This is a genomic window from Tateyamaria sp., from assembly GCF_039940735.1.
Classification (GTDB): domain Bacteria; phylum Pseudomonadota; class Alphaproteobacteria; order Rhodobacterales; family Rhodobacteraceae; genus Tateyamaria.
Genome location: NZ_JBDVGB010000065.1, coordinates 12,698 through 30,036 on the forward strand (window position 1 = coordinate 12,698; position 17,339 = coordinate 30,036).

The 17,339-nt window shown below is 57.1% G+C and carries 21 protein-coding genes; 7 read left to right on the plus strand and 14 right to left on the minus strand.

The window, feature by feature from the left end; all coding sequences use genetic code 11:
• Nucleotides 1-36: 36 nt before the first annotated feature.
• A complete protein-coding gene (locus ABJF76_RS14150; protein WP_413821883.1) occupies nucleotides 37-780 on the minus strand; it encodes a tRNA1(Val) (adenine(37)-N6)-methyltransferase in 744 nt (247 codons plus the stop codon).
• The gene (locus ABJF76_RS14155; protein WP_413821882.1) at nucleotides 758-973 is read right to left on the minus strand and encodes a DUF2007 domain-containing protein; all 216 of its coding nucleotides are present in this window, start codon (nucleotides 971-973) and stop codon (nucleotides 758-760) included. Before ABJF76_RS14155 ends, ABJF76_RS14150 begins: the two co-directional genes overlap by 23 nt.
• Nucleotides 974-1,028: 55 nt before the next feature.
• On the opposite strand from ABJF76_RS14155, the gene ABJF76_RS14160 reads away from it, so the two are divergent.
• Nucleotides 1,029-2,027, plus strand: coding sequence for a polyprenyl synthetase family protein (locus tag ABJF76_RS14160; protein ID WP_413821881.1), 999 nt, complete (start codon nucleotides 1,029-1,031; stop codon nucleotides 2,025-2,027).
• Here ABJF76_RS14160 and ABJF76_RS14165 read toward each other — a convergent pair.
• From ABJF76_RS14165 to ABJF76_RS14175, 3 genes are all read right to left on the minus strand, one after another.
• A complete protein-coding gene (locus tag ABJF76_RS14165; protein ID WP_413821880.1) occupies nucleotides 2,003-2,920 on the minus strand; it encodes a 4-(cytidine 5'-diphospho)-2-C-methyl-D-erythritol kinase in 918 nt (305 codons plus the stop codon). The genes ABJF76_RS14160 and ABJF76_RS14165 overlap by 25 nt on opposite strands.
• Entirely contained in the window at nucleotides 2,907-4,577 is a 1,671-nt protein-coding gene (locus tag ABJF76_RS14170) for a tetratricopeptide repeat protein (protein WP_413821954.1), read from the minus strand. Before ABJF76_RS14170 ends, ABJF76_RS14165 begins: the two co-directional genes overlap by 14 nt.
• Before the next feature lie 226 nt (nucleotides 4,578-4,803).
• The gene (locus tag ABJF76_RS14175) at nucleotides 4,804-6,453 is read right to left on the minus strand and encodes an electron transfer flavoprotein-ubiquinone oxidoreductase (RefSeq protein ID WP_413821879.1); all 1,650 of its coding nucleotides are present in this window, start codon (nucleotides 6,451-6,453) and stop codon (nucleotides 4,804-4,806) included.
• Nucleotides 6,454-6,649: 196 nt separating this feature from the next.
• Here ABJF76_RS14175 and ABJF76_RS14180 point away from each other — a divergent pair, with 196 nt between their 5' ends.
• Nucleotides 6,650-6,958 (plus strand): EthD family reductase, encoded by a 309-nt coding sequence (locus ABJF76_RS14180; protein ID WP_348409064.1) that lies wholly within the window; start codon nucleotides 6,650-6,652, stop codon nucleotides 6,956-6,958.
• Between the two features lie 34 nt (nucleotides 6,959-6,992).
• Here the strand turns inward: ABJF76_RS14180 and soxR are convergent, their stop codons facing one another.
• Nucleotides 6,993-7,454 (minus strand): redox-sensitive transcriptional activator SoxR, encoded by a 462-nt coding sequence (gene soxR, locus ABJF76_RS14185; protein ID WP_348409065.1) that lies wholly within the window; start codon nucleotides 7,452-7,454, stop codon nucleotides 6,993-6,995.
• 77 nt (nucleotides 7,455-7,531) lie between these two features.
• Between soxR and ABJF76_RS14190 the strand changes: the two genes are divergently transcribed.
• The 3 genes from ABJF76_RS14190 to ABJF76_RS14200 all read left to right on the plus strand — a co-directional run bounded on the left by ABJF76_RS14190 (nucleotide 7,532) and on the right by ABJF76_RS14200 (nucleotide 9,559).
• Nucleotides 7,532-7,915: a VOC family protein gene (locus ABJF76_RS14190; RefSeq protein WP_348409092.1), complete on the plus strand. Its 384-nt coding sequence runs from the start codon at nucleotides 7,532-7,534 to the stop codon at nucleotides 7,913-7,915.
• A 149-nt stretch (nucleotides 7,916-8,064) separates the two neighbouring features.
• Nucleotides 8,065-8,535: a transcription elongation factor GreA gene (gene greA, locus ABJF76_RS14195; protein ID WP_348409093.1), complete on the plus strand. Its 471-nt coding sequence runs from the start codon at nucleotides 8,065-8,067 to the stop codon at nucleotides 8,533-8,535.
• 4 nt (nucleotides 8,536-8,539) lie between these two features.
• Nucleotides 8,540-9,559 carry a hypothetical protein gene (locus ABJF76_RS14200; protein ID WP_348409066.1) on the plus strand — a complete coding sequence of 340 codons (1,020 nt, stop codon included), beginning with the start codon at nucleotides 8,540-8,542 and terminating at the stop codon, nucleotides 9,557-9,559.
• A gap of 82 nt (nucleotides 9,560-9,641) precedes the next feature.
• On the opposite strand, the gene glp is transcribed toward ABJF76_RS14200, so the two are convergent.
• From glp to ABJF76_RS14220, 4 genes are all read right to left on the minus strand, one after another.
• On the minus strand, nucleotides 9,642-11,744 hold the full coding sequence (gene glp, locus ABJF76_RS14205) for a gephyrin-like molybdotransferase Glp (protein WP_348409067.1): 2,103 nt from the start codon (nucleotides 11,742-11,744) through the stop codon (nucleotides 9,642-9,644).
• On the minus strand, nucleotides 11,741-12,232 hold the full coding sequence (gene mobB, locus ABJF76_RS14210) for a molybdopterin-guanine dinucleotide biosynthesis protein B (RefSeq protein ID WP_348409068.1): 492 nt from the start codon (nucleotides 12,230-12,232) through the stop codon (nucleotides 11,741-11,743). The genes glp and mobB overlap by 4 nt, the downstream gene beginning before the upstream one ends.
• Complete coding sequence (gene mobA, locus ABJF76_RS14215; protein ID WP_348409069.1) at nucleotides 12,229-12,831, minus strand: molybdenum cofactor guanylyltransferase MobA; 603 nt, start codon at nucleotides 12,829-12,831, stop codon at nucleotides 12,229-12,231. The genes mobB and mobA overlap by 4 nt, the downstream gene beginning before the upstream one ends.
• An 85-nt stretch (nucleotides 12,832-12,916) precedes the next feature.
• Complete coding sequence (locus ABJF76_RS14220) at nucleotides 12,917-13,807, minus strand: formate dehydrogenase accessory sulfurtransferase FdhD (RefSeq protein WP_348409070.1); 891 nt, start codon at nucleotides 13,805-13,807, stop codon at nucleotides 12,917-12,919.
• 49 nt (nucleotides 13,808-13,856) lie between these two features.
• On the opposite strand from ABJF76_RS14220, the gene ABJF76_RS14225 reads away from it, so the two are divergent.
• Nucleotides 13,857-14,591 (plus strand): AzlC family ABC transporter permease, encoded by a 735-nt coding sequence (locus tag ABJF76_RS14225; RefSeq protein ID WP_348409071.1) that lies wholly within the window; start codon nucleotides 13,857-13,859, stop codon nucleotides 14,589-14,591.
• Complete coding sequence (locus tag ABJF76_RS14230; RefSeq protein WP_348409072.1) at nucleotides 14,588-14,911, plus strand: AzlD domain-containing protein; 324 nt, start codon at nucleotides 14,588-14,590, stop codon at nucleotides 14,909-14,911. The genes ABJF76_RS14225 and ABJF76_RS14230 overlap by 4 nt, the downstream gene beginning before the upstream one ends.
• A 62-nt stretch (nucleotides 14,912-14,973) precedes the next feature.
• Here the strand turns inward: ABJF76_RS14230 and ABJF76_RS14235 are convergent, their stop codons facing one another.
• From ABJF76_RS14235 to ABJF76_RS14250, 4 genes are all read right to left on the minus strand, one after another.
• Complete coding sequence (locus ABJF76_RS14235; RefSeq protein ID WP_348409073.1) at nucleotides 14,974-15,579, minus strand: hypothetical protein; 606 nt, start codon at nucleotides 15,577-15,579, stop codon at nucleotides 14,974-14,976.
• Between the two features lie 25 nt (nucleotides 15,580-15,604).
• Nucleotides 15,605-15,739 (minus strand): aa3-type cytochrome c oxidase subunit IV, encoded by a 135-nt coding sequence (locus ABJF76_RS14240; RefSeq protein ID WP_348409074.1) that lies wholly within the window; start codon nucleotides 15,737-15,739, stop codon nucleotides 15,605-15,607.
• A gap of 90 nt (nucleotides 15,740-15,829) precedes the next feature.
• Nucleotides 15,830-16,288, minus strand: coding sequence for a DUF6173 family protein (locus ABJF76_RS14245; protein WP_348409075.1), 459 nt, complete (start codon nucleotides 16,286-16,288; stop codon nucleotides 15,830-15,832).
• A 3-nt stretch (nucleotides 16,289-16,291) separates the two neighbouring features.
• Nucleotides 16,292-17,338 carry an MBL fold metallo-hydrolase gene (locus tag ABJF76_RS14250; protein ID WP_348409076.1) on the minus strand — a complete coding sequence of 349 codons (1,047 nt, stop codon included), beginning with the start codon at nucleotides 17,336-17,338 and terminating at the stop codon, nucleotides 16,292-16,294.
• Nucleotide 17,339 lies beyond the last annotated feature (1 nt).

The following is a 17,339-nucleotide window of genomic DNA, read 5'->3' on the forward strand; positions in this document are numbered from 1 at the left end:
TATAGTCATGTGAACACGCAAATGTTTAACCAAAGCTTAAAGTGTGAGCGCAGCCCCATGGCGCAAAACCGCCCTAATTTCAGCACGATAGCTATCTGCGTCGCACAAATGCTGTGCACCTTCGTGTAAAATAATTGGCGGATGCAGGCGGAAATCAGCGCGCCCATCTTTGCGCGCCCGAAAAATTACCAATTCGGCCAGTTTGCCGACACGCGGACAAATCGGCCAAATCTCTGGGCTGCCCAACCGCCCATGGGCCGCCGCCAGCAAATCTGGCACCCGCTCGGCGCGGTGAATCATGTGCAGGTGTCCTTTGTGGCGCAACCGGCGGGCCCCGACATCAACCCATGCCGCCAACGGTGTGGCCTGCCCGCGCGCCGCCTCGCGCCCGGCATCGCTTGCTTGACGCCCAGCTGCGCGATCAAAAAACGGAGGGTTGGCCAAAACATGATCAAAACTACGGTCTCGAACCTCTTCGGGCAGATTGCAAAAGTCGGTTTCGAACACCTGCAATCCATTGCGCCGGGCCAATGCGACATAGCTGGCCTGCTGTTCAACCCCGGTCAGGTCCAACCCCGGCACACGCGCGCCAAGGCATAACGCCGCAGCCCCAACGCCGCACCCGAGATCCAGAACCGTTTCACCCGCGCGTGCAGGCACAGACGCGGCCAGCAAAACGGGGTCAACACCCGCCCGATAGCCCAAGCGGGGCTGCCACAGGTGCAGCTTTCCGCCCAGAAACGCGTCATGCGTTAGGTCATTGTCCGAGATCGATGTCATTGTCTTTCATCGTGCGCAAAGCGTCGTCATAGTCGACCTCGCGCACCATCAAACGGCGTGGAAAAATACCAATACCACCTTCGAGGACGCTCATGTTTACGTCCATCTGAAAGCAGTCTATATCCTCGCCCTCAAGAAGGGCCGAGGCAAAGGCGATGATCGTCGGGTCAGTGCTGCGCAAAAGTTCCTTCATATCATGGATGTAGAAGCATCCCGCGCTAAATGTCGAGGGGCAATGGGGCAGCTTTATGAACGTATCTGACATCGCCAAACCGCACGACCGTCTGGCCGCTTGGCTGGCCCAAGACATGGGCGCGGTAAATGACCTGATTCAAGAGCGTATGGCATCCCGCCACGCGCCTCGAATCCCCGAGGTCACGCGCCATTTGGTCGATGCTGGCGGCAAGCGTTTACGCCCTATGCTGACGTTGGCCGCGGCACATTTGTGTGGCTACAAGGGCCCCTATCACATCCATTTGGCCGCCACGGTCGAATTCATTCACACCGCCACTTTGCTGCACGACGACGTGGTTGACGAAAGCGCCCAACGGCGCGGACGGCCCACTGCGAACTTGCTATGGGACAACAAATCTTCTGTTTTGGTTGGCGATTATCTGTTTTCGCGCAGCTTTCAGTTGATGACCGAAACCGGGTCCATCGACGTGCTACGCATTCTATCGGATGCCTCTGCCACCATCGCCGAAGGCGAAGTGCTGCAAATGACTGCTGCACAAGATTTGGCGACGGATGAAAGCGTTTACTTGCAAGTGGTTCGCGGCAAAACGGCGGCGCTGTTTTCGGCTGCAACCGAAGTCGGTGGCGTGATTGCCGGTGCCGACGATACCGTCGTGAAGGCATTGTATGACTATGGCGACGCGCTTGGCATTGCCTTTCAAATTGTAGACGACTTGTTGGATTATCAGGGTCAATCCGCAGCTACAGGCAAAAACGTGGGCGACGATTTCCGCGAACGGAAATTGACACTTCCCGTTATCAAAGCCGTAGCCAAAGCCGACGCTGAGGAACGTGCATTTTGGTCGCGGACCATCGAAAAGGGTCACCAAGAAGACGGCGATCTGGAACACGCCTTAGACCTGCTGCATCGCCATGAGACACTGGAGGCGACCAAGATCGATGCCGTCGCATGGGCCGAGAAGGCCAAGCAGGCAATGGCCCGTATGCCCGCACACGACTTGCGCGACATGCTCATCGATTTGGCGGATTACGTGGTCGAACGGATCAACTGAGGCACAGCCCGACGCCCGCCATTCAAACGGCCTGACTGCACCCACCAATCGGGGTACGCGGCGCGAATTGCATCGGCGGCGGCCTCGGCTTTGTGAACCCTATCAAACAGACCAAAACATGTAGCACCTGATCCTGACATGCGCGCCAAACGGCACGTCCCTGATTGTTCTAACGCGCCAAGTACCATGGCAATTGTGGGACAGTCTTGTACCGCTGCATCTTGTAGATCATTGCGTTGCGCGCCAAGCCAATCAAGTACGGCATCCCGGTCTTCAAAACTGTCAGGCCACGGGTCCAGCCCCGGATTATCCTTGGTTGCCAACTTCTTGAACACTGCGGGGGTAGAAACTTGAACACGCGGGTTCACCAGCACAATCGGATAAGGGTAAAAATCAGGGATCGGTTCTATCTGTTCTCCGATACCGCGCACGCGGGCGGGATCAGAAAGCACACACATCGGCACATCTGCCCCGATCTCTAGCATCGCGTGCGCATCGTCGGGCGTTGGGTCGCGGGGTGTGTTGCGCCCTTCGACTGCGGCGCGTAGCAAAAGTAAGCCGCGATACGTTGCCGCCGCATCTGCGGACCCGCCACCGATTCCCGATGCCATGGGCAAGTGTTTTTCCAACTGCATCGAAAGCGCGGTATCTGGCTGCCAAAACTTCATGGCCGCATGCCACATGATGTTGTGATCGCTTTCCAATTCCGGAACGGCTTCGGGGCCGGTCACTTCGAACGACTTGGGCAACCATTCAGAATGCAGCGTAATGCGGTCGCCAATGTCAGCAAAGCCCACCAACGTATCAAGCAGATGATACCCATCCGCCCTTTGTCCTGTGACATGCAAGGCAAGGTTGATCTTCGCCGGGGCGAAAACCTCAACCTTTGTCATTCACGACTTTCAATGGCGCGGCACCTTCATCCTCAAGCACTTGGTCCAAGCCAACTTCGAGCTTGCGGCGCATGCGGTCGGGATCAGCTTCGCCATCCGTGTCCTCGGGGTCGACAAAGCTAAGGGCACGCATCCATTGGAACTGCGCTTCGCGGGTGCGACCCACAGACCAATACACATCACCCAAGTGGTCGTTTACGACCGGGTCAATCGGCATCAATTCAACCGCTTTTTCCATGTGCTTCACCGCCTCTTCGTAGCGGCCAAGGCGATAAAGCACCCACCCAAGACTATCGACAATAAACCCACTGTCGGGGCTGGCAGCGACGGCCTGTTCGATCATCTCAAGTGCTTCGTCCAGTTTGATCTGCTTTTCGACCAGCGAATAGCCAAGATAGTTCAAAACCTGCGGCTGACCGGGATTCAATTCCAATGCGCGGCGAAAATCAGATTCGGCGCGCGGCCATTCGTCTAGCCGTTCCAGCGAAATGGCGCGGGCATAGTGTAAGAACCAAGCCCCCGACACCCCTTCGGGGGTCAAGTCCAACGCGCGATCATAGGCCGCAACAGCTGGTTCAAACTGATCCTGCTGACGCAGCACATCGCCCAGCGTAGAATGCACGATCGACAGGTCGCCAAAGCGTTTGGCCAGTTGTTCCAACACCTCAATCGCGGCATCCGGGTCACCGGATTTGCGCAAAACACCAACCCGGCCCAATTCAGCCGCGTGAAACGCTGAATCGTCAGCTGGGACTTCTTTGTAGACCGCATTGGCAAGATCGTATTGGTCCAATTCGTCCAAAAGGTCAGCGACAAGCAACAACGCATCGATGTGATCACGACGCAAATGACGCGCAACACGGGCGTAGATCAGCGTAAATTCCGGACCCGCGTCCTGACGCAACGCCCCCGCAACAGAATAGAACACTTCGGCCGCGCCATCGCGGGCGGTTTTGATGTGCGTAAAGGACAGCGTATCGCCTGCTTCAAGGGCAGACAGCATGCCACTTAGCTCAGGATCACTCGACCCGCCAAACGCAGCTTCAAGCGAGGCAATCGCGTCTTCGTTTCGATCAAGCTGCGACAGAATTTCGGCGCGCGCCATGGCGCCACGACGGGTCTGTTGCAGCGGGCCTGCTTCTTCCACAAACAAGTCCTCGGCAGCGGCGAAATCACCCAAGAGACCCAGCGCCATCGCCTTGTGATACATCGCAAAACCGCGCAAACCGCGTTCTTCGCCGACCTTGTCAAATGCAGCAAGCCCGTCATCGGCGCGGTCATCACCGATCATCGCCCAAGCGCCCAAAAGCCCATCAACAAGCGGACCGACGCCCAATGTTTCGACGTTGCGTTCCAGATATTCGCCATAGGCTTCGTTGGCCAACAGGTCCGCGATCACCGTCATATGTGCTGATTGTGACCGCACATCCTGATCTTCAAGCAACCTCGCGACCGGCAGGGCGCGATCCACATTGCCCATGCCCAATTGCGTCGCAATGACGTCTTCCATCAAGCTAAGGTTCGACGGATCCCGCGCAAGTGCCGCAGTATAATACCGCGCCGACGCTTCAAAATCGTTATGGACCGCGGCCTGTCGCCCGGCCAAATAAGATCCTGAAAGCGTGTCAGCGCCCCCCACAAAAGGAATGAGGGCCATCACAGAGGCCAAAGCGGTACGACAAAGAAGGGAACGGATCACGTGCAAGAACTGCCTTTTCAGAGGAGTGTTAAGTCGTAGGCTAGCACGTCTGGCATCAGGTGCAACGCAACCTCTCGAAATGGTTAGAATCCCACTCATTTTTCACCACTGCGGTGCAGGCACGAAAAAGCCGGGCACAGGATGGCCCGGCTTGTTCTATAGGTTTCAAATGCGCGCTGCGTGATCACATGTTGGGATAATTCGGCCCGTCCCCACCCTGCGGCGTGGTCCATGTGATGTTCTGCGCGGGGTCTTTGATATCGCAAGTTTTGCAATGCACGCAGTTTTGGAAGTTGATGACAAAGCGGGTATCCTTGCCCTCTTCTTCAACAAATTCATAGACGCCCGCCGGGCAATACCGCGCCGAAGGGCCTGCATATTTGGCCAAATTCACGCCAACAGGCACGCTTTCATCTGCAAGACGTAAGTGCGCGGGTTGGCTTTCTTCGTGGTTGGTAAAGCTGAATGCGACGTTGGTCAGGCGGTCAAACGACAGTTTGCCATCGGGTTTGGGATAATCGATGGGGCTGTGATCCGACGCTGCTTCGGTCGCATCAGCATCGTTTTTGCCGTGGCCCAAAGTGCCCAGCAGCGAAAAGCCCAAGGTGTTGGACCACATGTCAAACCCACCAACAACAAGCGATGCGACCAGGCCGTATTTGCTCCACAACGGCTTGACGTTGCGCACTTTTTTCAAGTCGGTGCCAATGGCGCCATCACGCACTTCGCTTTCATAAGCGGTCAACTCGTCCGCGCTGCGGCCCGCTTTGATCGCGTCAAACGCGGCTTCGGCAGCGGCTTTGCCCGACAACATCGCGTTGTGGTTGCCCTTGATGCGCGGCACGTTCACCATGCCCACCGAACACCCCAGCAGGGCCACACCGGGTGCAACCATCTTAGGCATCGATTGATAGCCGCCTTCGGAAATCGCGCGCGCACCGTAGGCCACGCGTTTACCGCCCTCAAGCAACTCAGCCACCATCGGATGATGCTTAAAGCGCTGGAATTCCATGTAGGGGAACAAGTGCGGGTTTTTGTAGTTCAAGTGGACAACAAAACCGACGTAAACCTGATTGTTCTCAAGGTGATAGATGAACGAACCACCGCCCGCGTTGCCACCCAAAGGCCAACCCATCGTGTGCGTGATCGACCCTTCTTTGTGTTTTGCCGGGTCGATTTCCCAAATTTCTTTCATGCCTAGGCCGTATTTCTGCGGCTCTTTGCCATCGCTTAGGTCAAACTTGTCGATCACCTCTTTGGACAGCGACCCGCGCACGCCTTCGGATAGGAACACGTACTTGCCGTGCAGCTCCATGCCGGGTTCGGTGCCTTCGCCAATCGACCCATCTGCCTCAAGACCAAAGACGCCTGCGACAACACCTTTGATTTCACCGTTGTCGCCGTAAACCAATTCTGAACACGCCATACCGGGGAAGATTTCGACGCCAAGCCCTTCGGCCTGTTCTGCCATCCAACGGCAGACGTTGCCCATCGACACGATATAGTTGCCATGGTTGTTCATCAACGGCGGCATGGGGAAGTTCGGGATACGGACCTGACCCGCCTCACCCAACATATAAAAGTTGTCGTCCTTGACCGGCACAGTCAACGGCGCGCCTTTGTCTTTCCAATCCGGGATCAACGCGTCCAAACCGGAGGGGTCCAAAACCGCACCCGATAAGATGTGCGCGCCCACTTCGGATCCTTTTTCCAATACGACCACATTCAGGTCAGCGTCCAATTGTTTCAAACGGATCGCCGCCGAAAGACCCGCCGGGCCCGCACCGACGATGACAACGTCATATTCCATGGTTTCGCGTTCAATGTCGGCCATATAGGTCCACTCCCTTTGTCGCGATGGCTGTGGAAAGCCGACGCAAAATACCTGTTAAGAAATGGCTAGCCCAGCCCAGACAGCAATGCAATCGCGACACCGCGTAAAATCGCCCGAGGCCATCAAGACCAACGTAGCCCTAGGCATGCAAAAGCAAACGAGGCAAGCTAACCCTTCACGGACACAGGAGGACTACATGGCTATCACATTACAAGTGCTTTACCCGATCGTTGGCGACACACATTTCGACGACGCCTACTATGCATCCAAACATCTGGATTTGGTTACAGAACATATGGGCTCCTACATTCAGGATACCGTGGTGACCAAAGGGCTCGCTGGCGGGCCGGATACACCGCCTGCCTTTCACGCCACGGCGACAATGGTTTTTGCGGATCAAGCAGCGCTAGATGGGGCATTGGCAGCAGCTGCACCCGTGTTGGCGGACATTCCTAACTTCACCAACACGGCCCCACAAATGCTGATTGGTCAGACTTATTCTTAATACACGCTCCTAGAAGACGCTTTTAACGCGGCATTTACGTGGTGTTAAAAGGCCGATCGCCCATAAGATAGCGCGGCCCCGGGCCGCGCGTGCCCGCCCGATCAGCGGGATTATAAAGTGCGCAAGCCTCAAGGCTCAGACACCCGCAGCCAATGCAGCCATCCAATGTGTCGCGCAGCTTCTCCATCTGCGCGATGCGCGCATCAAGGGCGACGCGAAATGTCTGTGCTATGCGCGTCCAATCGGCACGAGATGGCGCGCGATGCCGCGGCAATCGATCCAACTCCACCTTTATCTGCGGCAACGTGAACCCAAACTGCTGCGCGGCCATCACAAAGCTAAGGCGTCGAATATCGCTGCGCAGAAATCGGCGCTGCCCGCCTGAATTGCGCCACGGCGCAATCAAACCCTCGGCTTCGTAGTGACGAATGGCAGACACCGCCAAACCAGTCCGCGCCGCAACTTCGCCAATGTTCAAACCTTCGGATGCTTTCATGTGAAAAAACCTCTTGACCTAAAGTTAACTTGAGGTCCGACACTCGTCGTATCAACAACAAAAGGAAAGTCAAAATGATCACAGCACAGCTTGAACATGCCAATGTCACCGTCTCAGATCCCGATGCGACTGCCAAATGGATGTGTGACCTGTTTGGATGGCACGTCCGTTGGACAGGTGGCTCGCGCGAAGTCGGGTATTCTGTTCATGTTGGCACAGACAGCCGTTATCTCGCGCTTTATGTCCCAAAGGACGGGGGGCTGAAGGCACGCCAAGACAATTACACCACACCAGGCGGCCTCAATCACATCGCGGTTGTGGTGGATGATATCCAAACAATGCGCACCCGCGTCAACGAAACCGGATTCACCGCCGGAGAACACTATGACTACGAACCGGGCCAACGGTTTTACTTCCATGACCACGACGCGATCGAATACGAAGTGGTCCAATACGACTAAACCCGCTTCATTGTTCTAAAAATATGCAAGCCCATGCCGACCAAGGTCAAATCCGCTTGCATTCCCCCACCCCATTGGGTCAGGTATCTTCCATTATATGTATCGGCGGCGCTGCTAAGGCGCCGCTGCACCTTATCTGGACAAGTGCCATGGAAAAGATCCCGATGACCCGCGCAGGGGCGCAAGCTTTGGAAACAGAGCTAAAGCACCTCAAAACCACCGAACGTCCCGCCATTATCAAGGCGATCGCAGAGGCGCGCGAACATGGCGACCTAAGCGAGAACGCGGAATACCACTCTGCCAAGGAAAAGCAGTCATTCATCGAAGGACGGGTCAAAGAACTCGAAGGTGTGATTTCGCTGGCCGAAGTCATTGATCCGGCCAAACTGTCCGGCGCCATTAAATTCGGTGCACGGGTCACATTGGTGGACGAAGACACTGACGAGGAAAAGACCTATCAAATCGTGGGCGAGTACGAAGCGAACATCGAAAAAGGTATGTTGAACATCAAATCGCCCATCGCACGAGCGCTGATCGGCAAAGAAGAGGGCGATAGCGTCGAAGTACGCACACCGGGCGGTGAAAAGTCCTATGAAGTCCTCAAAATCAGCTATAGCTGAGGCCATGGCCGAAAAACCCACCCCACAGTCACGCCCGACACCTCTCGGGATTTATGACAAACCCCGCCACGGCGGCGTAACGGTCATCGAAGTGGTCGCACTGATCCTGTCTGCTATTTGGCTTTTGGGGGCAGCGGCGTTCTTTTTGCTGTCCGACACAGGGTCCAACACAACGGGCGCTGAAGGTCTGCGCTTTTTGATCACCATGCTGTCGGTGTTCATGCCGATCGCCATGATTTGGGTTGCGGCAACGGCCGCACGGTCCAGCCGCGTGATGCGCGAAGAAAGCCAACGCTTGCAGGCGGCCATCGACGCCATTCGCCAAGCCTATATTGCGCAGCAACAGGGCCGGGACATCTCAAAAGAACCATCAGTGGCGCGCAAACTCGATGAAATCGCTGCCGCAACACGCAACACCGAAACCGCACTAGCAACATTCCAAACCCGCCGCGACGGCGAACCGACGGCGCGGACCGCCGCAACTACTGCACATGAGGACTTGGGCGACCAACCCACGCTCGCTCTTGGGACCAGTTCCGAAGACATGGCCCTGCCCTTGGCAATCGAAGATTTCATCCGCGCACTCAACTTCCCCGAAACAGCCGAGGACGAAGAAGGCTTTGCAGCCCTGCGCAAAGCCATGCGCGACCGCAATACGGCGCAGTTGGTGCAAGCAGCCCAAGACATCCTGACACTGCTCAGCCAAGACGGCATCTATATGGACGACCTACGCCCTGACATGGCACGCCCAGAAATCTGGCGGCAATTCGCAAATGGCGCGCGCGGGAGGTCTGTTGCGGCCCTTGGCGGCGTGCGCGATCGCTCTTCACTGGCATTGACCGCAGGCCGGATGAAACAAGACCCGATCTTTCGTGACACTGCACACCATTTCCTGCGCCGCTTTGACAAAGCAATATCGGCCTTTGCCGAAAACGCATCCGATGCAGAATTATCCGCTCTCAGCGATACCCGCACGGCCCGCGCGTTTATGCTGCTTGGACGCGTCGCCGGAACCTTCGATTAAAACGCGCGCCAGCCAGACTTTCACAGAAAGTCTGCACACAAATCCTCCCTGAGGATTTGGCCGCGCGCGACATCTTTTCGTATCAAACCCCAAAACCGCTCCATGGGATAAAGCGCACTGGATCACCCGGTTTCACATGCAGCGCCCCATCGGGCAGTTCAACCAACCCTTCGGCCCACGACAGTCCACTAATCCGTCCAGAACCTTCTGAGGCAAATACCTCAACCCGCCCGTCCCGTATGCGCGCCCGTAAATACTCGCGCCGCCCCGGTTTTTTGCGCTTTTCAAAAGCCGCAGGCACATCAAACCCCATCGGCGTGCGCCACGTGCCCCCTGCCATCTGAACAAAGGCGGGTGCCGCAAAAACAAGCGTACAGACCATCGCCGCCACCGGATTGCCGGGCAAGCCAAACACTGGCTTCCCCCGCCACATCCCTAACGCCAATGGGCGTCCCGGTTTTATCGCAATCCGCCACAGGGCCATTGATCCTGCCTCGTTTAACAAGGCCGACACGTGATCTTCGTCTCCCGCGGATGCCCCTCCGCTGGTCAGGATCACGTCGACATCCGCAGCCGCATCGTCTAGCCGCGCCGACAACGCGGCTCGATCGTCGCGGACCTGCCCCAGATCAACCGCCACATGGCCCATACGTGCGATCAGGCCCAACAACATCGGTCTGTTTGCATCATAAATCTGACCGGGGCCCGCCGAAGCGCCTGCCCCAACCAGTTCATCCCCCGTTGACAGAACCCCAACGCGCAAACTCGCACGAACCTTGACCTTGCTCACGCCAACCGCGCTCAGAAGTGCCAGATCAGCAGGCGTCAAACGCCGCCCCTCTTGCGCGACGACATCGCCGACTTTTACATCTTCGCCTGCTTTGCGCGTGTTCGCACCATCTTTAAGGGGGCCATAGAACGCGATGCCGTCGCCATTCCGTGTCACATCTTCCTGCAATACAACTGTGTTGACGCCATCAGGCAGGGCCGCACCCGTCAAAATACGGATCGCTTGCCCGGCGGGCACCTGCACATCCGGGCGCGTGCCCGCTGTCATTTGTTCAGGCACCAGCGCCAAACGATGTAATCCATCGCCGCGCCCCCCCGCGAAACCATAGCCGTCCACCGCAGTATTCGGCAACGGCGGGTGCGCGCGCACAGCAGCAATATCTTGCGCCACAATGCGGTCCAATGCATCCGCCACTGCGATGTTTTGCGTCCCGACCACAGGGCCAAGGCGCGTCTTTAGATCTCGGAGTGCGGCATCAACCGGCGTCCATTCAATCCCCGACGGCAAAGCAAAGCAGTCGTTCTTTAAGGGAGGTGGTTGATTGTTCAATCCCGCACGCAGGGCAGCTTCGTGGCCCACACCCAAAATCCAACCCTCTTGCGTATCACCCTCACACAACAATGTATCGAGTAAGTCGCTCGGCAAACCCGCAAGAGCATCGGCCAACACACGGACCTGCGCACGGTCTTTGATCTCGTCCGCCCCCTGCAAGGCCGCGACGTCGTCAGCCAACAGCGAGGGATAAACCTCTGCCAACACAATCGGTGTGTCCGGTGCTTGAAATGGGCTGACGGACAGTGCCGCGCCATAGCGTTCTCGAAGGGTTTGCAAACGCGCGATACCCAGAAGGGCCTGCGAGCCAACTGAACCAGTCGTGTAAAGCTTCCAACACGGTTGGGCAGACGGGATCATTGCCTCGATCTTGCGCCGTTCAGGCATGCCGTGGCCATGGCGCACGCTGCCTTTGGCCGGCAAAGCTGCATCTGCCAACGCAGCCGGGCACCCCCAAAACGGGCCAACACCGGGAAACATCCCGTTTAGATCACGTGCCACATCAAAGCGGTTGTTCGCGTTATCCGCGCCATCCTGAATACGCGCAGCCAGATCCGCCCACAACGCCAACGGATCATCCGACCCATTTACCGCACGCGCGAACCCCGAAGGATAACCAAAAGGAAAATCGAACCCGGCCAAGACCCGTTCGTCTTTGGACAACGCATCGTCAATATGCGCGCACAGTTCTATGATCAGGTCATGCCGTGTGCGGTGGTATGTGCACACCGTTGTGCCCGCGTAATGCACGGCCATCCAGATCGCATCCGGCGACGGCTTCTTGGGCGAAGGCACTTTGGAAGCGGACCAATCGACTACGATAATACGGTCAAAGCCGCTCACAACCCAACCTCAGCTAGGATAAAGTTCGCGATGGCGCGCGTGTCATCAAGATCAAAGACCAGACGATCTACGCTTAGGCTAACATCGCTGGCGATCGCGCGAATGGTCGGGTCGTCGGGTGCGATCAAAGGGTTGCCTGTCTCCGCGCGGTGGGCTTCGATCTTTGGATGGGCATCGCGTTTGTAGCCCTCAACCAAGACCAAATCGACGGGGGCGAGTTTGCTCAGCAACGCTTCTAATGCTGGTTCCTCATCGCCCCGCATCTCATGCATCAATGCAAATCGGTTGCGCGATGCCAACAACACCTCGCGGGCACCAGCGGCCCGATGACGAAAGCTGTCTTTGCCCGGGTGGTCTACGTCAAAGCTGTGATGCGCATGTTTCACGGTTGAAACGGACAGCCCGCGGCCGGTGATCTCGGTGACGAGGCGTTCCATCAACCCTGTCTTGCCCGCGTTTTTCCAGCCGACGACACCGTAAACCCTCATAACATTGCCTCAGCCCGTGCCAGATCATCCGGCGTGTTGACGTTAAAAAAAGCCGCCTCGTCCGGGAAGGTAGCAAGGCGCCCATCGTGGCGGTCGCTCCATTGTACCACCTTGCGCACGCCGTCTTTTAGGGCCGTGCGCAGATCGTCGCGCAAGGCCACAGGCCACAAGCCAAAGGTCGGATGCCGGGCCTGCCCACGCTTTGGATCAGGTGTTGCAGCCAGAACAAGCGGATGGACCATGCCTTCGGATGCGAGTTGCAGCATTGGGACAAGGTCACACGGAAAGAAAGGCGTGTCCGCAGCCGCCGTCACGATGGTTTCCGCACCATGGGTCGCGGCCCAATCAAGACCGGCCAACACACCCGCAAGCGGGCCCAAAAAACCGTCAATGCTGTCGGACAAAACCGGCAAACCAAGATGGGAAAACCGCGCGGGGTCGCCGTTGGCATTGATGGCGAGTTCCTGCACCTGTGGATCAAGCCGGGAAATCACGTGACCAAGCAGCGTATCACCGCCGACGTTCAGCAGGCCTTTGTCGCCACCGCCCATCCGCGTGGCTTGTCCGCCAGCAAGAATAACGCCTAACGGAGGTCTCATGCGGATGCCCTCGCCGCACAGGCAGGAAAATTCAAATTTTCCTGGGCGTTTTCTTGTTTCAAGAAAACGGACCCGCGTGGAACGGTCATGTTTTGGCCCCTTTACGTGCGGATTTGCGTGGTTCATCCCGAACACTATCCGGATCGGCATCGCGCACCAAACGATCCTCGCCGCTGAGGCAAACAAAGCGCTGCCCTCGCATCCGCCCAATTAACGTCAGCCCCACCTGCTGCGCGATTTCAACGCCCCAAGCCGTAAAACCTGACCGCGAGGCCAACGCCGGTATCCCCATCATCGCAGTCTTTATCACCATTTCGGACGTCAATCGGCCGGTGGTGTACAAGATTTTATCTTCCGCCTCTGTGCCGGTCGCCATCATCCAGCCTGCGATCTTGTCCACTGCGTTGTGGCGCCCCACATCTTCCATATAAACGAGGGGGCGATCTTGATGGCACAGCACCGTGCCGTGGATCGCGCCGGCCTCAAGATACAACGATGGCGTCGTGTTTATCTTGGCCGCCAACGCATAAAGCCACGACGTGCGCAGCGGTGTGGCGGGCAATTGCACGCCCTCTAGCCCTTCCATCATGTCGCCGAAAACAGTCCCAACAGCGCATCCACTTGTGCGGGTCTTTTTACGAAGCTTTTCTTCGTGATTGGTCACCGTTTCGGTGCGCACAACGACGGCTTCAAGGTCTTCGTCATAATCGACGCCTGTGACCACATCTTCTTTGCTGAGCATCCCCTGATTGCGCAGAAATCCAAGGGCCAGATAATCGGGGTAATCACCGATGGTCATGGCAGTCACGATTTCCTGCCCATTCAAAAAGATCGTCAAAGGGCGTTCTTCGATCACCGATATGTCGGTCGCCGCACCCGTTTGGTCAAAGCCCGTCACACGGCGCGTCAACCGCACGGCATCAGGGTCCGGTGCGATCAGATAACCGTTCGCGTTATCACGTTCTTCCAATTGCATCCCCCTGTTCGGACGGCTAGCGTTATCAAAATTAGTCTAAGGCTCCCTCATGCCCTTCACCACCACCAAATCCGCCTTTTGGGCGGGCGTGCGCGACGGTGCGCCTTTTATTGCTGTGGCCGGGCCGTTTGCATTGCTGTTTGGTGTGCTGGCGCATGATGCTGGGCTCAGCGTATTCGAAGTCATGAGTTTTTCAATCGTCGTGATCGCAGGCGCTGCACAATTCACTGCACTGCAATTGATGCAGGACGAGGCCCCGACCCTAATCGTGATCCTGTCAGCCCTCGCCGTCAACCTGCGAGTGGCTATGTATTCTGCCGCACTCACCCCATACTTGGGCCGCGCCCCCCTTTGGCAACGCATCTTTGCGGCCTATCTGTTGGTTGATCAAAGCTATGCCCTCAGCCACGCTAAATTCGAAGCTGAGCCACAGATGTGCTTACCACAAAGAATGGCCTACTATTTCGGCACATGCCTGTTGGTGTTGATCATGTGGTTCGCGTGCAGCTATGTGGGTGCGGCAATCGGCACGACATTGCCCAAAAACCTACCCCTAGATTTTGCGCTACCCATCGCATTCCTTTCCATGGTGGCCCCGATGATGCGCACATTGCCCCATCTGATCGCAGCGGCTGTGGCCATTGTGGTCAGCTTACTGGCCGTTTCGATCCCCTATTCGCTAGGGCTGATCGTGGCAGGGGCGGCCGGGATGATGGCAGGGGCACAGGCCGAGGTTTGGTTAAAAACCCAGCCCTTAGCCGCACCACAGGACCCAAAAGCATGATCGACAAAACCATTCTCTGGGTTGTGATCTTTGCACTTGGGATTGGCAGTTTTCTGCTGCGCTTTGCTTTTCTCGGATTTGTCGGAGACCGCCCACTGCCTGCATGGCTTGTCCGGCACCTACGCTATACGGCGGTGGCCATCTTACCCGCGCTCGTCGCACCTTTGGTGGTGTATTCCGGTGAAAACGGCAGCATAGACTCCGCCCGCGTCGCAGCGGCTGTGGTCACTTTGGGCGTTGGGATTTGGACGCGCAATGTGTTTGCGGCCATCGCAGCCGGCGCGTTTACTTTGTTGGGTTTGGTGTACGGTCTGGGTTAGCGCGACCCAAAAGGGACGGTGGGCGGGGCGTCTTTGCGCACGCAAAGAGCGTCCGCACAGTGTCAATCCGGCAGCACAATTCCTTCCACGCCATCAACAATTGTCCCCTCGTCGTCCTCAAAATACTTTTCCTCAATCACGCCGGGACGGGCGGCAAGCTGCTCCATCAGGCGGGTCGGGAAAAGGGTCGAGGACACATCCTGAAAACCGGGCACTTGCGACAGCAGCCCTGTCGTAGCACTGGTACAGAACGCACGCGGCACGGCCCCGTTTGTTGTGGCAAGACGCAATGCCACCGCTGCCTGTTCAGGCGTTACTTCGAACGTTTGGCTGACCACGTGAAAGGTGCTGCGCGCGTGCGCGCTGCGATACCCGGCAAGCACGGCAGGCGTTACGCCATAAAGCACGTCTTCTTGTTCGGGTACGCGTTCGTTCACAAAAGACCCCGCAGGGTCAAAAATGACACGCTGAGATCCATTGATCATCAACGCTGTATGCGCGCCCTTGCCGTTGCGGTTGCTGACCATGGTCATTACCGTCAACGTGTTCGGCCCCGGCGCGCGGAAAGCCACGGCTTGGACCCGTTCATCGCTGGCATAGGGGATTGCAGGGGGTTCAGCGCAGGCCCCAAGGCCCGCAATCAGTGCAAATGCAGCAAAGATACGCATACAAGAAACTCCCTGCTTCAGATCATCAAGTGATAAAAATGGCCATGCCGACGATGATCACAAGGATCACAACCGCAGACCAGGTCATGTAGCTCATGAACCCGTCAAACGTCTTTTGATTCTCGGTGGCGTCCATTTCGCCGTGCTTGTGCTCTGACATCTTAGGTCCTTTTCATAGTGGTTTGATTGCGCTTTAGCGCATCCTGTTCAGGCTGTCACTGCGTCTTTGGCGCACGCCACCCACCTTGGTTCAATCGTTTTCAAGATCCTGCGCAAGACGAAACCCAATCCGGTTCGGTTCGGCTTGCTCGACCGCTTTGGGCAAAGCGCGCAACATCACGTTCATCTGTGTCACGTGTTGGATCAACTGTGTCTTGGCGCCGGTTGGATCACTGCCATAAAACGTCACGATATCTGGGTCAAAATATCCCATACCCTCAATGCGCAACACACCTGCGTCACCACCGGTAAAGCCCATTGCGACCTCATGTTCGTTATCAAGGTTTTCCTCAAAGTTCTTGAGGTAAATCGCGATCCGTTCATAGGCCCACTGCGCGGGGCTTTTGCTTTCAACCGGCTTGTCGGACACCTTTTTGGGCACAGATTTTCCCGACATATTGGGCGTTTTAGGATCGTTGTGCACCTCGTGACAGCGTGGCAACGCGTCGGCTTCGCTCGCTTCGGCGGCAGTTTGAATGTCTTTGTTCATGTCTTACCCTTTGCGCTGATACACCCACGCCCCATCGTCGCGCCGGTGCCGGGTTGCTGCCCCGTCTTGGTAAAGGTGCGATAAATGCGCGACGGCTTCAACCAGTGCCAGACCATATTCCCCCGCCCCGATCTTGCGTTTGAACAACGGCGCAAAACATTCGGCCGCGGATTTTGGCGTGTCAAGGTAGGCACTTAGGCGTGCCAAAGCCCCGTGATGGTTGTCAATCAACTGCCGCATTCGCGTCGGAAGGCCCGTAAATGGCAGTTTGTGACCGCCCAAAACAAGCTGATCGTCGCGCGCCAACAGCTTCAGCCGCTCACAGGCTTCCAGCCATTCCCCAATCGGGTCAGCCATCGGTTCGGTTGCGTAAACGCCGATATTCGGGCTGATCGAGGACAGGATCTGATCGCCCGAAATCACCAGATTGTCATCACGGCTCCAGAACGTGGCGTGTTCGGGCGCGTGGCCATTGCCCATGTGAATGTCCCATGTGCGCCCGCCCATCTTGATACTTTGTCCCTGCTGAATACGAGTAAACCCAAGCGGCATCGGGGCGACAACATCGCCAAAATTAAACGGGCGTTCAGCGGCGCGTTGTTCAAACACCTCGGCGTCCATGCCGGCACTGCGCCAGAATTCCAGCGTTTCGGTTACAGGGGTGTTTTGCACATCCAAAGTCAGCATGCGCGCAAACAGCCACGCCGTGCGGGTTGTGATCAACTCGGCCCCGAATTCCGTTTGGAACCAACCGGCAAGGCCCACGTGATCAGGGTGGTGGTGCGTCACAACCACCCGCGTCACAGGTTTGCCCGCCAATGGGCCACCCATCAATTCGCGCCAAATCCCGCGCGTCTTGTTAGAGGCAAAGCCGGTGTCGATCACCGTCCAACCATCGCCATCATCCAAAGCATAGATGTTGACGTGATCCAGCTTCATCGGAAGCGGCAAACGCATCCAAAGCACGCCTGGTGCGACCTCAATCGCGCGTCCTTGCTCGGGCGGTGTTTCCCATGGATACCTTAGGCCAACCGGGGCCCCGTCCGCCACG